This is a genomic window from Roseospira marina (assembly GCF_014197855.1).
GTDB classification, from domain to species: domain Bacteria; phylum Pseudomonadota; class Alphaproteobacteria; order Rhodospirillales; family Rhodospirillaceae; genus Rhodospira; species Rhodospira marina.
Genome location: NZ_JACIGJ010000002.1, coordinates 318,384 through 334,517 on the forward strand (window position 1 = coordinate 318,384; position 16,134 = coordinate 334,517).

A 16,134-nucleotide genomic window follows, 5' to 3' on the forward strand; every position below is an offset into this window, starting at 1 on the left:
ACGCCGTTTCCCCCATCGAGCCCCCCATGGGGTGGCGCACTCATGGGAGTGGCGAACGAACCGGGCGGAGCGACGCCGCCGACGGACACGCCGCCAACGCCGCCCCGGACCCGATGGGAACCGGGATCAGCCGCCCTTCGTGGTCGCCAGATCGTACCAAGCGGTCGCCGGGGTCCCCTTGCCCTTTTCATCGTAAGAAATGTGCTTGTATTCCATCTTGGTGAAGTTGAACGAAACCGACTCCACCGGGCGGTCGCCGCCCGACGACATGCTGTACGCGCTGACGAGCGTGTTGGTGAGCTTGAACTCGGCGTAGGTGCGGCCGGGTTTGCCGGTGGACACCAGATGGATCAGGCACTCCTTGCCGTCGTGCCCGGTGCAGGCTTCTTGGAACAACGACACGGAGCCGACGTCCATCGTCTGGGTCACCGTCACTTCCGAGATCTGCGGCTCGGACGCCTCGCGGTTCTGGGACGAGCCGGTCGGCGTGCTGATGGCACGTCCGACGCCCCACTGCACGCTGTCGACATCCAGCCAGTCCTTGTGGTCCTGCTGCGTCGCGTTGCCTTTGATATTGCCGTACTTCACATAAATGGCCATGGCCCAGCTCCCTGATAAGTTCGACGAGTTGGAGTTGCTAGCGTACGCGTCCTCTCTTTAACATCTCTTCCCGAAGGAGGAACGCCCGCCGCGTCCGGGTTCCGCCCGACCCTGGCGGTACCCGTTCGGGATTCGCGGCGTGTCCTGAGCGGTGGTCGGCGTCACGCCTCCACCGCGCACAGGATGCTGTCGCCCTCTCCGGCCCGCAGACTGGCCCGGGTGACGGGCTCGCCGTTCGCCATCCGGGTCAGGATGCGGGCGGCCAGATCAGGCAAAACGTTGCGCGTCAGGATACGGTCGATGACACGGGCGCCGGACTCGACCTCGGTAGCCCGGGTCGCGATCAGATCGATGACGGCCTCGTCCACATCCAACTCCGCCTTGTAGGCGTCGCGCACGCGATCCTTTACCCGCCCGATCTGCAACCGGACGATACCCTTGATGATCTCGGTCGGCAGCGGGAAATACGGAACCACCGTCACACGGCCCAGGAACGCGGGCTTGAAGACCTTCAGCAACTCCGGGCGCAGCGCATCGTACAGTCCATCCGAGTCCGGCATGGTCTCTGGATCGTCGCACAAGGCGTGGATGGTGTCGGTCCCCGCATTGGAAGTCATGATGATGACGGTGTTCTTGAAATCAATGTCGCGGCCTTCGCCGTCCTTCAGCATGCCCTTGTCGAACACCTGATAGAAGATGTCCTGCACGCCGGGATGCGCCTTTTCCATCTCGTCGAGCAGCACGACCGAATAGGGTTTGCGGCGCACGGCTTCGGTCAGGACCCCACCCTCGCCGTATCCCACATACCCGGGCGGCGAGCCCATCAGCAGAGAGACTTTATGCTCTTCCTTGAACTCGGACATGTTGATGATGGTCATGTTCTGCTCGCCGCCATACAGCAGCTCGGCGAGCGTTAGCGCCGTCTCGGTCTTGCCGACGCCGCTGGTGCCGACCAGCATGAACACCGCCAGCGGCTTGCGCGGGTCGGACAGGCGGGCCCGACCCGACATGACCGCCTCGGACACCACCTCCAGCGCCGTGTCCTGCCCGAGGATCCGCTTGCCCATCTCCGTCTGGAGATTGAGGATGGTGTTGATTTCGTTGGAGACCATGCGCCCGACCGGTATCCCGGTCCAGGCGCCGACCACGGCGGCGACGGCCTGACCGTCCACCACGGCCTGAAGCAGCGGATCCTCGCCCTGTAGAGCGGCCAGGGCGACGCTTTTTTCCTCGATCTCGCTGCGCAGGCCGGCCACATCCTCCTCCGTCGGCGCGGCGGGCGTCCGTGCGTCGGAGGGCAAAACCGCTCCCTCAGCCTCCGGGGGCGACCCGGATCCCGCCGTGGCGCGGTCGGTTCCGTGGGCGGCCTCCAGCCGGCCGCGCAGGTCGCGGATCTCTCCAACGAGGTCGAGTTCCTGCTGCCACCGGGCGTCCAAAGCGGCCAGATCGGCCGCGCAGGCATCGCGAGTCGCGCGCATGTCGTCCGCGTCGACCTGGCGCGCCTTTTCCACCTGCGCTTCCCGCTCCGCGATGCGAATCGCGGTGTCCAGGCTCTCGATCCGGCGGCGGAGGTCCTCCACCTGGGACGGCGTGGCGTGCTGGCTCAGGGACACGCGCGCGCAGGCCGTATCCAGCAGGCTGACGGATTTGTCGGGAAGCTGGCGCCCGCTGATGTAACGGTGGGACAGGCGGACGGACTCCACCACGGCCTCGTCCAGGATGCGAACACCGTGATGCTGCTCCAGGGTGTCGACCAGCCCGCGCATCATCTGCACGGCCACGACCTCGTTCGGCTCCTCCACCTTCACGACCTGGAACCGCCGCGCCAACGCCGCGTCACGCTCGAAGTACTTCTTGTACTCGGCCCAGGTGGTGGCCGCGATGGTGCGCAGTTCGCCGCGCGCCAGCGCCGGCTTCAGCAGGTTGGCGGCGTCGCCCTGCCCCGCCGAGCCACCCGCGCCGATCAGCGTATGGGCCTCGTCGATGAACAGGATGATCGGCTGCGTGGAGGCCCGCACCTCCTCGATCACCGACTTCAGACGGTTTTCGAACTCCCCGCGCATACCGGCCCCGGCCTGAAGCAGGCCCAGGTCCAGAGTGCGCACGACGACGGGCTTGATCGACGGCGGTACGTCCCCGGCGGCCACGCGCAGGGCGAAGCCCTCCACGACCGCCGTCTTACCCACACCCGCCTCACCGGTCAGGATCGGGTTGTTCTGCCGGCGGCGCGTCAGGATATCGATGATCTGGCGAATTTCCTGATCCCGGCCCAGCACGGGGTCGATCGCACCGTCCCGCGCGCGCTGGGTCAGATCAATGGTGAACTGATCCAGGGCGCCGCCTTTCGGCACCGGACCGCTCGACCCGCCCCCCTCGCCGCCGACGCCGCCGCCAAGGTTGGCCGCCGAGCCCTGCTGATCCTCCGACGAACCGGCACACACTTCGGGCAGCGTGTTCGTCAGCGCCTCGAGGGATACGCCCTTCAGCGGGGGCACGGAATTGAGCACCGTCGCCGAGAGCGTATCGCGCTCCAGCACCGCGAGCAGCACATGCCCGGTGCGCACCTGCGGCGCGCCGAACCGCAGCGAGGCAATGTTCCACGCCTCCCGCGCCGCCTCGATAATCTGCGGGGACAGGCCCGGGGTCCGCGCATTGCCGGTCTTCAGGCCATCCACAACCCGGTTGAGCGCGGTCGAGACCGCCCCGACGTCCACATCGAACTGCCGCAAAATGGTTTGGACGTCGCCGTTGGCGTCGTCGAGCATGCGCTGCAGCCAATGCTCAATTTCAACATTAAAGTGAGACCGCGACACCGCTATGGCAACGGCCTCTTCCAGCGCGCGCCGCGCCTGCGGGTGGAGCTTGGACAGAAGGGCGTTGAGATCGACAGCCGACATCGCGTGGTCCTTTATTGTTGTCCGATCTTTCGGATCTTAGTTCATCTCCGCTGGGGCCATCCCGCCCGTCGCCGGAGGAACCGGCAACGGACCTATGCCCCGGACACCAACACGGTATGGCGTGATTCCGGACGACGGAATGCCCTCTCCTGAACCCGGAACACACGGCCGTTCCAGAAACTCACCTGACCAGCGCAGAGTATCACCGGACCGGACCACTAGCCTACTCGGCGACTCGGATATTCTCATAGATTCGCCTTAACTTCGAGCGGAACCGTCCGCTCTGGTTTCAGCGTACCGGGGTCAACGATCGCCCTTCACCAGCGCTTTGGCGCCCGTCCGCGTCGACCGGCGCCGCGTGTCGGCAGCTCCACTGCATCCAGCCGAGGGGGGCCGCCGCTGTCTCGATAACGATGTCGCCCTCCTCCGGCAAGAGACGCCAGACCGGTTCGCGCACGAAAGGACAGTGCAAAGCGAACCATGCGCCGCGCAAATCGTCGGCCATGCCGGCCAGATCGCGGGCCCAACGCGGATCGATATCCAACCGAACCACAAGAGACGACGCCCGCGCCGCCACACCGGTGACCTGCGCCGTAGAACACACATGCTGGTTCTGGAAGTAGGGAACGGCCCAGGCCAATGCAGCGCGGGTGCCGGCCCGGACGGCCGGGGTGGTTTCGGGAGCGGCCAAAACCGCCGTCGGAGCACTCAGGCTTCCGCCGACAAACAGCACGCCGACGGCCCGTGCAAGCCCAAGCGGCTTACACCGGGCGCCACGACGTCGCGCCTCCCAAGGGCGCACCGGCGTGCTGGGATCGCGGCGCGACACATCACAGCCCCCCAAAACGTCAGCTCCTCCCGGCAAGACAGCGGACGGCGGCGACGTCCGTCCGCGCGAAATTAAGCCGGGATGGGTCGCATGCCGTCAACCCGTCACACTGGGATGATGTGATTACCGATCCGGCCGATAGGCCGACAGATCGATGTTGGGATGCCGCCCGGCCACGAGGTCCGCGACCAGCCGACCGGTCGCCGCACCGGCGGTCAGCCCGATGTGCTGGTGGCCGTAGGCGGCGATCACCCGCCGCGCGCCGGGCAAGGCACCGATCACAGGGACACTGTCCGTGGGCGGTGGGCGCGGCCCCATCCAAGTGGACGTTCCCTGGTGGCGCAGCCCCGGGAACAGTTCGGCCACGCCGCGATTCAGCACGGTCGTAGGCCCCGATGCGGCCGGGGCCTCCAGATCGGCGAACTCGACCAGACCGGCGGCGCGCAGTCGGCCCTCCATCGGCACCAGCACCATCTTGCGGGCCGCGTCCATCAGCGGGTGACGCGGTCCGCCCTCGGCGGCCGCCAGTTCAAGGTGATAGCCCCGTTCAGCCGCCAGGCGGACTGTGGCCCCCAACGGCCGCGCCAGTCGATCCGACCATGCCCCGGTCGCCAAAACCACGTGGGAGGCCCGCAGGTCCGCTCCCTCCGTCCGGACCGTCACCCCGGTTTCATCCGGCTCCAACGCCCGCACCATAGCCCGCTCGAAACGCCCGCCGGCCGCCACGACGGCCTCCGCCAGAGCCTCCACATAGGCGCCCGGATCGGTGATGACCGCGTGGTCCGGCATCGCCACGCCGAAACGCCGGGCCATGGGCGACAGGTCAGGTTCCAGCGCCCGCAGGGCCTCGCCCTCCAACTCCCGCCACGTGAGGCCCGCCGCGTGCCGATGCGTCCACGTCAGACAATCGCGCTCATACGCCGCACGATCACGATAGAGAAAGACGTAGTCCGTGGGGCGAATGAATGGAGCGGCGTCGGTTCCCTCGGCCAGCGCCTGGTGCTGGTCCAGGCTGTCCAGCAGCAACGGGGCCAACGCACGCACCGCGGCGTCCAACCGGGCGGGGGTCGCCGTCGCCATAAAGCGGATCAGCCAAGGCAACAGACGCGGCAACGCCGCCCAGCGCAGGAACAGCGGCCCGTCCCGCGACAGAAGCATGCGCGGCGCGTCACGCCACAGGCCGGGGGTCGCGACGGGCAGGATGGAGCAGCGCGCCAGGATGCCGCCGTTGCCGTAGGAGGCTCCGGCCGCCGGCCCTTCCCGATCGACCAGCACCACCGGATACCCCAACCGACACAAGTGCAAGGCGCTGGCCACCCCAACGATCCCAGCCCCCACGACGACCACCGGCGAAGCGAACGACCCATCAGGCGCGGCGGTGGTCTGCGAGGGCATGGTGTTTGGCGATCTCAAGGGGCTGAAAGAGCTGGCTCAAGGGGCGGTCGGGCGCGGTCCGACATCACCGCGCGGTTCCACGTCCAGGCGCGCGCAAAGCCGCGCGTCGGGACGGCCAAGACCGGGCTCAAGCGGAAAGCGGCGAGTCTCAGGCTCACGGGCAGGCGTTCGAGATCGCCTCGTGCGCGTTGGTGAAGCCCATAAGCGAATAGGTGTCCGTGGTCACTGTGCCACGCGACGACGTGCCCTTGACCACCATGCGGCCGCCGGCCTTCATCGCCGTGACCAGCTTGGTGTCGTCCTCGTCATAGGCCCAGGCGGCGTCGCCGTGCGTGAACAGCGTGAAGCTGTTACGGCCGTCGATGCTCACGCTGACTTCGCTGCCGTCTTTGTACGGATAGCCGGCGATGAAGCTCACCACGTTGCGCGCGCCCTCGGCCGGGCGATGACTGACGATCGCAAAGACCTCATCCCGGCGCGTGTAGTTGCCCTCTTCCTTTTCCGGACGGGTCGCGACGTAGCACACCGTGTTGCCGCCCTCGTCATGGGTATAGGCGGTCCAGTCCCGGAACTTGCCGATCGTCTTGACCTCTTGCGCTACGGCCGGGGTATGCAACATCGCCAGGGCGACGCCCGCCAGCAGCGCGAGAGCGGGCAGACCGCGCGTGGAAACCTTCATCGCTGTCGATCCTCCTGGATGGACGGCCCCAAAACCGCCCGCTCCGGGTGCCACCGGGACGGACGCAAATGGGGAAACGGAAACATTCGTGTGGACCGGAGGTGGCCTTACGGATGCCCCCGGCGCGGGGTCGCAACCCGCCCGTCGGCATGCCGCCGTTGATCTGGCACCCTCGACCCGCGCGCCCCGACTGTGCCCCGTGGCACCGCCGGGATCAACCCTTGAACGGCGACCACCGAGGCCGCCGGTCGCGGACCGCGTTCGACGCCATACCTTGCGTGAAGATGTGGCAGAGTCGTGGCAGAGTGCGCTTACCCTGCCTTCGGACGTCGCGACCGGCCCTCGCGGTCCAATTGCTCGGTTTCCGCCAGTTCGGCCACCGGGGCCGGCGCACGGTACGCCTGCATGGTCCGAAACGTCGGCCCGCCGTGCACATGCTCGGCCAGCGGCGCAGCCGGCCCGCCCTCCGCCACCGGGCGGGGCGCAAACCGGCCCCGGCTGATGACGCGATCATACATCACCAGTGCCCCCGCAAGCCCCAGATTGAGCGAAAAGCGCGTTGGGATCTTGACCACATAATCGCACCGCGCCGCCACCTCGGGCGACAGACCGAACCGCTCCGCCCCCAAAATATAGGCCGCGCGCAGCGGATGCTGGAACGACGGCAGTTCGATGGAGTCCTCGAACAGCTCGATCCCGACCAGCTTGCAGCCTTCCGGCAGGACCAGCGAGGCCGCGTTCGGAAACGTGTAGAACGGCACCTGCCCCACGCTGTCCGACGTGTCCGTGGCATGCCCCCGCGGCCGTTCGTATTGCGCCGCGACGGTAAACACGAAGCCGGCCCCGAACGCATGGGCGGACCGGAACACACTGCCCACGTTGTAGGCCTTGCTCACCCCGTCGACCCCGATGCCAAAGTACCCGCGCATGACCGTATCCCTATGTTCGTGCGACCTCACGGTGCGACATCGTCGTGCCACCGCGTTGCGGTTTGGTGGCGTCGCAAAGTCGGGCATCATGCCGATCCCGCCGTGGCAATCAAGGCCGCCCGCTCACCCGACCCGATCCGCCACCCCCGATCCGATGGAGCCCCCCCATGCGCGCCGCCGTCTGTCATGCCTACACGTCCCACCGAGATCTGCGCGTCGAGGACATCCCGCCACCGCCGATGATCTCGGGCGGCGTTCGAATCCGGGTCAGCCACGCCGGCCTGAACTTCGCGGACAGCCTCATCACCGCCGGTCAGTATCAGGAAAAACCCACGCCGCCCTTCGTGCCCGGCTTCGAACTCGCCGGCACGGTGACGGAGGTCGCCGACGGCGTGACCGCCGTCGCGGTCGGCGACCGGGTGATGGCCATGCCGGCCCACGGCGCCTTCGCCGAGGAGGCCGTGGTCCCCGAGGCCTCGGTCTGGCCGCTGGGCGACGGCATGAGCCCGGCGGTCGGCGCCGCCTTCCCCATCGCCTACGGCACCGCGCACTTCGGCCTGTTCGACCGGGCCCGTCTTCAGCCCGGCGAGGTCGTGCTGATCCATGGCGCTGCCGGGGGTGTCGGACTTACGGCCGTGGAGTGCGCCAAGGCCGGGGGCGCCACCGTGATCGCCACGGCCAGCGGGCCTGAAAAGCTCGCGGTGGCCGCGGAGCATGGCGCCGATCATGGCATCGACGCCCGGACCGAGGACATCCGGGCGCGCGTGCTGGCCCTCACCGACGGACGCGGCGCCGACGTGGTCTACGACCCGGTCGGCGGCCCCGTCTTCGACGCCTCCCTGCGGTGCACCGCGCCGGACGGGCGGCTGCTGGCCATCGGGTTCGCCAGCGGTACGGTTCCACAAATCCCGGCGAATCGACTTCTGGTCAAGAACCAGACGGTCATCGGGTTCTATTGGGGCGCCTACCTCCGCATCGCGCCGGAGCGGGTGCGGGCCTGCATGGCCGCGCTGGTGGCGTGGCACGACACCGGCATGCTGCGGCCCCGTGTCTCGGCGGAGTTCGCGCTGGAGGACGTCGTTTCCGCCATCGATGCCCTGGTGGCCCGGCGCGTGACCGGCAAGGCGGTGCTGCGAATGGCCTGACGGGCCGGCGTGACGGTGGCGGCGGTTAAGGGCCGTCGTTCAGGCGCCGTCGTCCGGATCCAGCGGCTCGGGCACAGCGCCCTCCCCGTCCGCGTCCGCATCCGTGTCCGGCAGTGGAGCGTCATCCCGCGCCCGCGCGCCATAGGCGGCAATGGCCGGCCGGGCGTCCAACAGTCCGGCCGCGCGCATCTCCTCGATCCCCGGCAGGTCCTTGAGACTTTCCAGGCCGAAGTGGTCCAGAAACGCGTCGGCCGTGCCCCAGGTGAGCGGCCGCCCCGGTGTCTGCCGCCGGCCCCGGGGCCGAATCCACCCCGCCTCCAGCAGCACGTCGAGGGTGCCCTTGGAGACCGCGACGCCCCGAATTTCCTCAATCTCCGCCCGTGTCACCGGCTGGTGATAGGCCACGATGGCCAGCGTCTCGACCGCCGCGCGGGAGAGCTTTTTCGGCTCGATCGCCTCCGTCGTCAGGATCTCGGCGAGATCCGGGGCGGTGCGGAACGCCCAGGTCGCCCCTCGGCGTACGAGGTGCACACCGCGCGCGTCGTAATGCGCGGCCAGCGCCGCCAGAACCGCCCGCACATCCGTACCGGCCGGCAGGCGCGCGGCCAGAGCCTTCTCGGTGAGGGGTTCGGCGGCCGCGAACAGGATCGCTTCCGCCATGCGCCGGACCTGAAACGCCTCAACCTCCGGCGCCACCGGCGCCGCGTCGGCTCCGTCCAGCACACCGCCGGTCTCGTCATTCGCCGCCATCGTCATCCTCCGGATCCCGGCGACGCACGTACAGGGGAGAGAACGGCCCCCCGTCCTGGCGCACCTCCGCCTTGCCCTGCCGCGCCAATTCCAGCGTGGCCACAAAGGTCGCACCGATGGCGGAGCGGCGGAGCAGCCCATCCCCCAGGCCCGACGCCAGATCCTTTGGCAGGAACCGAAGCAGCGCGGTCCACTCCACCGTCGTACCCAATAGGCCGTTCAGCCGGGCCAGCGCCTGCTCGACCGAGTACAGGTCGAACGGTTCCACCGACAGCGCCGTGTTTTGCGACCGCCGGTGCAGGTCGGCATAGGCCCGCAGCAGGTCGTGCAAGGTCACATCAAAGACCGTGTGGTGAATGACGGACACGGCCTCCGGCGCCCCCCGCACCAGCGTGTCCCGCCCCAGGCGGGGCCGCTCCATGAGCGCGCGGCCGGCGGTGCGCATCGCCTCCAGCCGCTGAAGCTGGAAGTGCAGCGCGGCGGCCATTTCGGCGCCGCTGGGTTCATCATCGGCCTGCGGCACCGGCAGCAGCAAGCGCGACTTCAGGAACGCCAGCCACGCGGCCATGACCAGATAGTCGGCCGCGAGGTCCAGGTGACGCTCCCGCGCCGCGCGGACGAACGCCAAGTATTGCTCGGCCAGATGCAGAATGGACAGGCGCGCCAGATCGACCTTCTGGTCCCGCGCCAGGGCGAGCAGAACATCCAGCGGGCCGTCGAAGCCGTCCAGGTTCACCACCAGCGCGTCGGGCACCGACGGAGCACGCTCGCCATCGTCGGCGAACGGCGGTGGATCCCCGGGGGGCGGTGCGTCCTGTCGCGGGGTCGGCCCGGTCATCGCGCTCCTCGCCGGTGGAAGTCAGGTCCGCGTCGTTCCGAGCGGGAGTGCTGGCGTCGCCTGGCGCGCGTTACACGACGTCCGGATCAAGCAAACCGCTCTATAGTATTAATATTTGGGCAAATGGTCGTCGCAATCCGGTTCCGATCGCTCGGAATCTGCTCTACAGAAACGCGATCGTCGCGATCAACTGATCGACCCAGGCCACCACCGGCAGCAGCACGGCCCGGAATGGGTCGAACCCGATTCCGAACTCACGCAGCAGGAACGGCAGCACCAGCAAGCCGCCGATCAGGATCACAAATCCGAACCGCTCCATACGCGCCAGCGGCAACGCCAGAGGGCGCGGCAGAATACCAACGGCGACGCGCCCACCGTCGAGCGGTGGCAATGGAATCATGTTCACGACCGCAAGCAACACATTCAACAGAATCATGTTGTTCAGCGTGCGCCACGTCCACTCGCCCATGACCTCCGGCGTGTACGGCACCAGATGAAGCAGCAGCGCCGCCCCGAAGGCCATGAGCAGATTGCTGGCCGGGCCCGCCGCCGCAACCAAAACCATGCCCCGGCGCGGCTGGCGCAACCGGCCGAAGTTCACGGGCACCGGCTTGGCCCAGCCGAACAGGAACGGCGCCCCGGAGAGGAACAGCATGCCCGGCAGCACGACGGTTCCGATCGGATCGACGTGGCGGATCGGATTGGCCGACACCCGGCCCAAACGGTAGGCGGTGTCGTCGCCCAGCTTCCAGGCGGCCCAGCCATGCGCGGCCTCGTGCAGCGTAATGGCGAGAAGAACCGGCAGAATCCAGGTAGTCGCAGCAACAATGATTTCGGGGCTCATGGTGCGAGCAGGTCCTCCAGACGGGCGGCGGCCGCCGCCGCGTCAAACGGAGCGGGCCCTTGCTGTACGGCCCGCGCCCGGGCGACGCGGTCCAGACCGGCCGCGTCCAGCGGGCGACAGCCGGCGACGACGGCCCGCATCTCGTCCCAATCCCCGTTGCAGTGCAGCACGACGTCACACCCCGCCTCCAGCGACTGCCGCGCGCGGGCGGTGAAGTCGCCGTTCAGGGCCTTCATCGACAGGTCATCGGTCACCAGCAAGCCATCGAAGCCAATATGGGTCCGGATGATCTCCTTCACCACAATCGGCGAGAGCGTCGCGGCGCGATCGGGGTCAATGGCGCTGTAGACCACATGCGCCGTCATGCCCATCACGACGTCCTTCAGGGCCCGGAAAGGCGAGAAATCGACCGCTTCCAGGTCCGCCCGGCTGGCCGGCACGACGGGCAGATGCTTGTGCGAATCGGCCAGCGCCCGGCCGTGGCCCGGCAGGTGCTTGATCACCGGCAGGACCCCGCTTTCCAGCAGGGCGTCGACGCACACGCGCCCCAGATCGGCCACGACCTCCGGCGCGGACCCATAGGATCGGTCGCCGATGATGTCGTGCCCATCGGGGTGGCGTACGTCCGCCAGCGGCAGACAGTCCACATCGATGCCCAGGGCAAGAAGATCCTGTGCGAGCAGGCGCGTGTTCAGGCGCACCGCCTCACGGCCCAGCGCGGGGTCGCGGTCATACAGGGCACCGAACACGCCCTGGGGCGGCGCGGCCCGCCAATGCGGGGGGCCGAGGCGGCGGACCCGCCCGCCTTCCTGATCGATCAGGACCATGGCATCGGGGCGGCCGGCGCTCGCGCGCAACTCTCCAACCAGATCGGCGACCTGGGAGGGCGAATCGACGTTTCGGCCGAACAGGATAAAGCCAAGCGGACGAACATCCGCAAACAGGGCACATTCTTCCCGGGTCGGACGCAGTCCGGCACAGCCCAGGATGGCCGCCAGAGGCGCATCACTCACGGACAATCAGGCACTCCACATCCCGCAACTTGAGAGCCTGGCACAGGGACTGGGCCGCATCGGCGCTTCCAAGCGGTCCCGCGCGCAGGCGATAAAACTGCCCCCGATCCCCCAGATCCGCGAACACGATCACGTGCGGAACCGACCCCAGGAGGTCCGGATGCGCAGCTTTGAGCTGCGCCCATTGCCGCTCGGCCAGGGATCGTTCGCGGAACGCGGCCAACTGCACCTGCGGCCCCTGCTGGGCCGTCGCAGCCACGTTTTCCGGTTCGGGTTGGGGTTCGGGCGCGGCCGGAGCCGGTGGCGGCGCCGGCGGACGCTCCGTAACCGAAGGCACCGCGGGGGCCGCCGGTGCCGGAGGGGGTTCGGGTGCAGCTTCCGGCTCTGCGCTTTCGGATTCCGGTGTCTCCGGCAAGAAGGGCGCGGGCACGCCACCATTCTCGGACGTCCCCCCGGGAGCTTCTTCCGCCACGTCCCCCGCACCGCCCGGCATCGGCGGCGCCCCAGGCACAGCATCCGGCGCGCCCTCGGACCGCTGCGGTGCCAGCTCGGGCTTCGGATCCGGCTGCGGCGGCGGCTGAGGACGCGCCGGAGCCGGCAGCAGTTCCTCCACACCGGCGCCCTCGCCCGCTTCACCCTCGCCGTCGAGCCGCCCGTAGATCAGCTTATCCTTGTTTTCGACCTGCATGCCGCCCGGGGACTCCGGCGCCTCGCGATAGGGCGAGTCTTCCGCCCGGACCACCGGAAGTTCCGGTCCGTCCGCCGTCCCAGACGCAGCCCCCGAAGCGGCGCCGTCGGACGGCATCGGCTCCAGAACCGCAACAGACGACCCTCCGGAGGGCATCGTCACCGTGTCGTCGCTGGACGGAGCGAACACCAACCACAGGCCGCCCGCGACGACCACCAGCGCCGCCAGCCCGCCGAGCAGACCGACGTACGGCAGGCCGTCGCGCTGCCGGGCGCGGGGTTCCGCCACCAGGTCGTCGTCGTCCAGATCAAAGTCGAAGTCGACCGGCTCCCGGTCCACCGGCTCGCGCGACGGTGGCGGCTCCTCGAACGGGTCGCGTCGGCCCTCGGATCCCATCATGCCAAAGATCTCGTCCCCGAGGGCGACCGGTTCCTCTCGTCCGTCACCGCGCGCCCTCTTGATTCCAGGCATCAGCGTAGTTCCTCAACAGGCTGAACGCCAAAGACGTGCAACCCAGAGGCTAGCACCGTCGCCACACCCTGGACAAGCGCCAGACGGGCCAGGGACAGCCGTTCGTCGTCCGGAACGAGGAATCGCAGCTCTGTATCGTCCTTGCCCCGGGTCCACAGTCCGTGGAACGCCGCCGCCACATCGGCGAGATAGTAGGCCACGCGGTGCGGCTCGTGGGCCTCCGCCGCGCTTTCGATCAGGCGCGGCCAGCTCGCCAGCACGCGCACCACCTCCAGTTCCTCCGGCGCCTCCAGGCGCTCCAGAGCACCGCCCGCGAGTGCGGCCGGGCTCAGGTCCCGGCCGGGGAACATCTCACCGGCGTGACGCAACACGGAGCAGGCCCGGGCATGGGCGTACTGGACGTACCACACCGGGTTGTCGCGGCTCTGCTCCGTCACCTTGGCGAAATCGAAGTCGAGCGCGGCGTCGTTCTTGCGCGTCAGCATGATGAAGCGCACGACGTCCTTGCCGACGCGGTCCACCACATCCCGCAGGGTCACGAAGGTTCCGGCGCGCTTGGACATCTTCACCGGCTCGCCGTTATCGAGCAGCTTGACGAGCTGGCACAGCTTGACGTCGAGGGTCGCCTGGCCGCCGGACACCGCCTTCACCACGGCCTGAAGGCGCTTGACGTAGCCGCCGTGATCGGCGCCAAGCACATTGATGAGGTCGTTGAACCCGCGCTCCACCTTGTCGCGGTGGTATGCCATGTCGCCGGCGAAGTAGGTCCAGGCGCCGTCCGACTTCCGCACCGGGCGGTCCACGTCGTCGCCGAAATCAGTCGCCCGGAACAGCGTCTGGGGGCGCGCCTCCCAGTCCTCGGGCGCCTTGCCCTTGGGCGGCTCCAGCACGCCGGTGTAGATCAGGCCCTGCTCGTCCAGCCAAGCCAGCGTCGAGTCGACCCGCCCGGCCTGGACCAGCGCCCGCTCGCTGCTGAACACGTCGAACACAACCCCGAGCGCCTGAAGATCATCGCGAATCATGTCGAGCATCATGTCCACGGCCGCATCCCGGACCGGCGCCAGCCACTCAGCCTCCGGCGCGTCGGCGTAGGTGTCCCCGAAGCGATCCGCCAGCGCCTGACCGGCCGGCACGAGGTAGTCCCCGCCGTACTCCAGCTCCTTGCGCGCCAGCATACCGGCAATGTCCTCGTCGGACAGGCGACCAAGGGCCTGCCGGTAGCGGGCGTGCACGGCCCGGGCCAGCGCATCCACTTGAGACCCGGCATCGTTGATGTAGTACTCCCGGGTCACCCGATACCCGGCCTTTTCCAGCAGGGCGGCCAGGGCGTCGCCGACCACGGCGCCGCGCGCGTGGCCCACGTGCATCGGGCCGGTCGGATTGGCCGAGACGAACTCCACGTTCACCCGGCGGCGGTCGCCCATCCGGCTGTCGCCGTAGGCCCGACCGGCGCTCAGGCAGTCGCGCAAACAGTCAAGCCAGATCGCGCGGGCCAGACGCAGGTTGATGAATCCGGGACCGGCCACCGTCGCTTCGACGACGCCCGCCGCCTTGCCCAGTTTCGCGGCCAGCCGCTCGGCAAGGTCGCGCGGCTTCAACCCCGCCGGCTTCGCCAGCACCATCGCCGCGTTGGTCGCCATGTCGCCGTGTGCGGGGTCGCGCGGCGGCTCGACCGTCACGCGGGACACATCCGGCGCCCCGGGCAGAACGCCCTCTTCCACCAGGGCGGCGACCTGCGCCAGCACGATATCCTTATAGGCGGTGAAAATATTCATGGGTTCATCATTCCGTTCGGGCGTACGAGAGGGACCAGGAAGGCAGGCGGCAGACAATCCGGCTCAGGGCTTAACGGTCGGATCGAAGAGGCGGGCGTGTTCGTCCAACGCGAAGCGGTCGGTCATGCCGGCGATGTAGTCCGCCACCACGCGCGCACGCTTTGTGGTGTCGTCCTCGGCGGCGCGCGCCCGCTCGGCCCAGCCGCTCGGCAGAAGGATCGGTTCGGCCAGCAGAAGGTCGAACAGATCGCGGACGACCCGCCGCGCCTTGCTGGTCATGCGGTTGACCCGATGATGCCGGTACATATTGGGAAACAGGAACGCCTTGAACCCCTGATCGTGGGTGCGCATGGCGTCGGAGAACGCTACCAGCGGCCGGCCCATGGCGCGCACATCGTCCACCGACCCCGGGCGGTCCTCCTCGAACCGGCGCGCCGCCTCGGCGCACAGGTCGGCGACCATGGCGTTGATGATCCGACGCACGGACTCATGAATCAGCCGGCCGCGGTCCAAGCCGGGATGCTTCGCCGCGACCGCCGCGAACACCGGTCCGGCCAGGGGGACGTCGCGCAGGTCATCCTCGGTGAACAGACCCGCCCGCAAGCCATCGTCGATGTCGTGGGCGTTGTACGCGATGTCGTCCGACAGCGCCGCCACCTGGGCTTCCGGTCCGGCGTAGGTGTTCAGTTCCAGGTCGTGCGTCCCGGCGTACTCCTGGATCGCCAGCGGCAGAGGCTCCGTGTTTCCCGGTCCGGTCAGCGGCCCATTGTGCTTGACCAGCCCTTCCAGGCTCTCCCAGGTCAGGTTGAGCCCGTCGAACGCGGCGTAGCGGTGCTCCAGCTTGGTCAGGATGCGCAGGCTCTGGGCGTTGTGGTCGAACCCCCGGTGGGGCGCCATACAGGCCTTCAGCGCCATCTCCCCCGCATGGCCGAAGCAGGTGTGGCCCAGATCATGGGCGAGCGCCAACGCCTCGGCCAAGTCCTCGTTCAATCCGAGCACGCGGGCGATCGAGCGCGCGATCTGCGCCACCTCCAAGCTGTGGGTCAGCCGGGTGCGGTAGTTTTCGCCTTCGTGGTAGACGAACACCTGGGTCTTGTATTGCAGCCGCCGGAAGGCGCCGCAGTGAATAATGCGGTCCCGGTCGCGCTGGAATGCGGTCCGGGTCGCGGACTCGGCTTCGGGCACCAGACGACCGCGCGTGCGGACGGGGTCGCTGGCGCAGGCGGCCAGGACCAAGGGTGGTGGCGGCGGCGGAAGGGGAACGGCGGTCCAAGGTGTCAT

At 68.6% G+C, this 16,134-nt stretch carries 14 protein-coding genes; 1 reads left to right on the plus strand and 13 read right to left on the minus strand.

From position 1 onward, the window contains the following. Window positions 1-126: 126 nt before the first annotated feature. The 6 genes from GGD82_RS03935 to GGD82_RS03960 form a co-directional block, all read right to left on the minus strand. The gene (locus tag GGD82_RS03935) at window positions 127-600 is read right to left on the minus strand and encodes an Hcp family type VI secretion system effector (RefSeq protein ID WP_150060919.1); all 474 of its coding nucleotides are present in this window, start codon (window positions 598-600) and stop codon (window positions 127-129) included. Between the two features lie 161 nt (window positions 601-761). Continuing rightward, on the minus strand, window positions 762-3,497 hold the full coding sequence (gene tssH, locus GGD82_RS03940) for a type VI secretion system ATPase TssH (RefSeq protein WP_150060918.1): 2,736 nt from the start codon (window positions 3,495-3,497) through the stop codon (window positions 762-764). A 289-nt stretch (window positions 3,498-3,786) separates the two neighbouring features. Further along, window positions 3,787-4,188 carry a hypothetical protein gene (locus GGD82_RS03945; RefSeq protein WP_221240711.1) on the minus strand — a complete coding sequence of 134 codons (402 nt, stop codon included), beginning with the start codon at window positions 4,186-4,188 and terminating at the stop codon, window positions 3,787-3,789. A gap of 261 nt (window positions 4,189-4,449) precedes the next feature. Next, window positions 4,450-5,721 (minus strand): NAD(P)/FAD-dependent oxidoreductase, encoded by a 1,272-nt coding sequence (locus tag GGD82_RS03950; RefSeq protein WP_150060916.1) that lies wholly within the window; start codon window positions 5,719-5,721, stop codon window positions 4,450-4,452. A gap of 154 nt (window positions 5,722-5,875) precedes the next feature. Continuing rightward, on the minus strand, window positions 5,876-6,400 hold the full coding sequence (locus GGD82_RS03955) for an invasion associated locus B family protein (RefSeq protein ID WP_150060915.1): 525 nt from the start codon (window positions 6,398-6,400) through the stop codon (window positions 5,876-5,878). 311 nt (window positions 6,401-6,711) lie between these two features. Further along, on the minus strand, window positions 6,712-7,329 hold the full coding sequence (locus GGD82_RS03960) for an RNA methyltransferase (RefSeq protein ID WP_150060914.1): 618 nt from the start codon (window positions 7,327-7,329) through the stop codon (window positions 6,712-6,714). 167 nt (window positions 7,330-7,496) lie between these two features. Between GGD82_RS03960 and GGD82_RS03965 the strand changes: the two genes are divergently transcribed. Further along, window positions 7,497-8,474, plus strand: a complete 978-nt coding sequence (locus GGD82_RS03965) for an NADPH:quinone oxidoreductase family protein (RefSeq protein ID WP_150060913.1) — start codon at window positions 7,497-7,499, stop codon at window positions 8,472-8,474. Between the two features lie 39 nt (window positions 8,475-8,513). Here GGD82_RS03965 and scpB read toward each other — a convergent pair whose 3' ends face one another. The 7 genes from scpB to GGD82_RS04000 all read right to left on the minus strand — a co-directional run bounded on the left by scpB (window position 8,514) and on the right by GGD82_RS04000 (window position 16,134). Beyond that, window positions 8,514-9,134, minus strand: coding sequence for an SMC-Scp complex subunit ScpB (scpB, locus tag GGD82_RS03970; RefSeq protein ID WP_246163715.1), 621 nt, complete (start codon window positions 9,132-9,134; stop codon window positions 8,514-8,516). Window positions 9,135-9,210: 76 nt separating this feature from the next. Then, window positions 9,211-10,062 (minus strand): segregation and condensation protein A, encoded by an 852-nt coding sequence (locus GGD82_RS03975; RefSeq protein ID WP_150060911.1) that lies wholly within the window; start codon window positions 10,060-10,062, stop codon window positions 9,211-9,213. A 163-nt stretch (window positions 10,063-10,225) separates the two neighbouring features. Next, window positions 10,226-10,906 (minus strand): site-2 protease family protein, encoded by a 681-nt coding sequence (locus GGD82_RS03980; protein ID WP_150060910.1) that lies wholly within the window; start codon window positions 10,904-10,906, stop codon window positions 10,226-10,228. Continuing rightward, on the minus strand, window positions 10,903-11,919 hold the full coding sequence (nagZ, locus tag GGD82_RS03985) for a beta-N-acetylhexosaminidase (protein WP_246163692.1): 1,017 nt from the start codon (window positions 11,917-11,919) through the stop codon (window positions 10,903-10,905). The genes GGD82_RS03980 and nagZ overlap by 4 nt, the downstream gene beginning before the upstream one ends. Beyond that, window positions 11,912-13,006, minus strand: a complete 1,095-nt coding sequence (locus GGD82_RS21350; RefSeq protein ID WP_221240712.1) for an SPOR domain-containing protein — start codon at window positions 13,004-13,006, stop codon at window positions 11,912-11,914. Before GGD82_RS21350 ends, nagZ begins: the two co-directional genes overlap by 8 nt. A 71-nt stretch (window positions 13,007-13,077) precedes the next feature. Further along, window positions 13,078-14,853: an arginine--tRNA ligase gene (gene argS, locus GGD82_RS03995; protein ID WP_150060907.1), complete on the minus strand. Its 1,776-nt coding sequence runs from the start codon at window positions 14,851-14,853 to the stop codon at window positions 13,078-13,080. A gap of 63 nt (window positions 14,854-14,916) precedes the next feature. Next, complete coding sequence (locus tag GGD82_RS04000; protein ID WP_150060906.1) at window positions 14,917-16,134, minus strand: deoxyguanosinetriphosphate triphosphohydrolase; 1,218 nt, start codon at window positions 16,132-16,134, stop codon at window positions 14,917-14,919.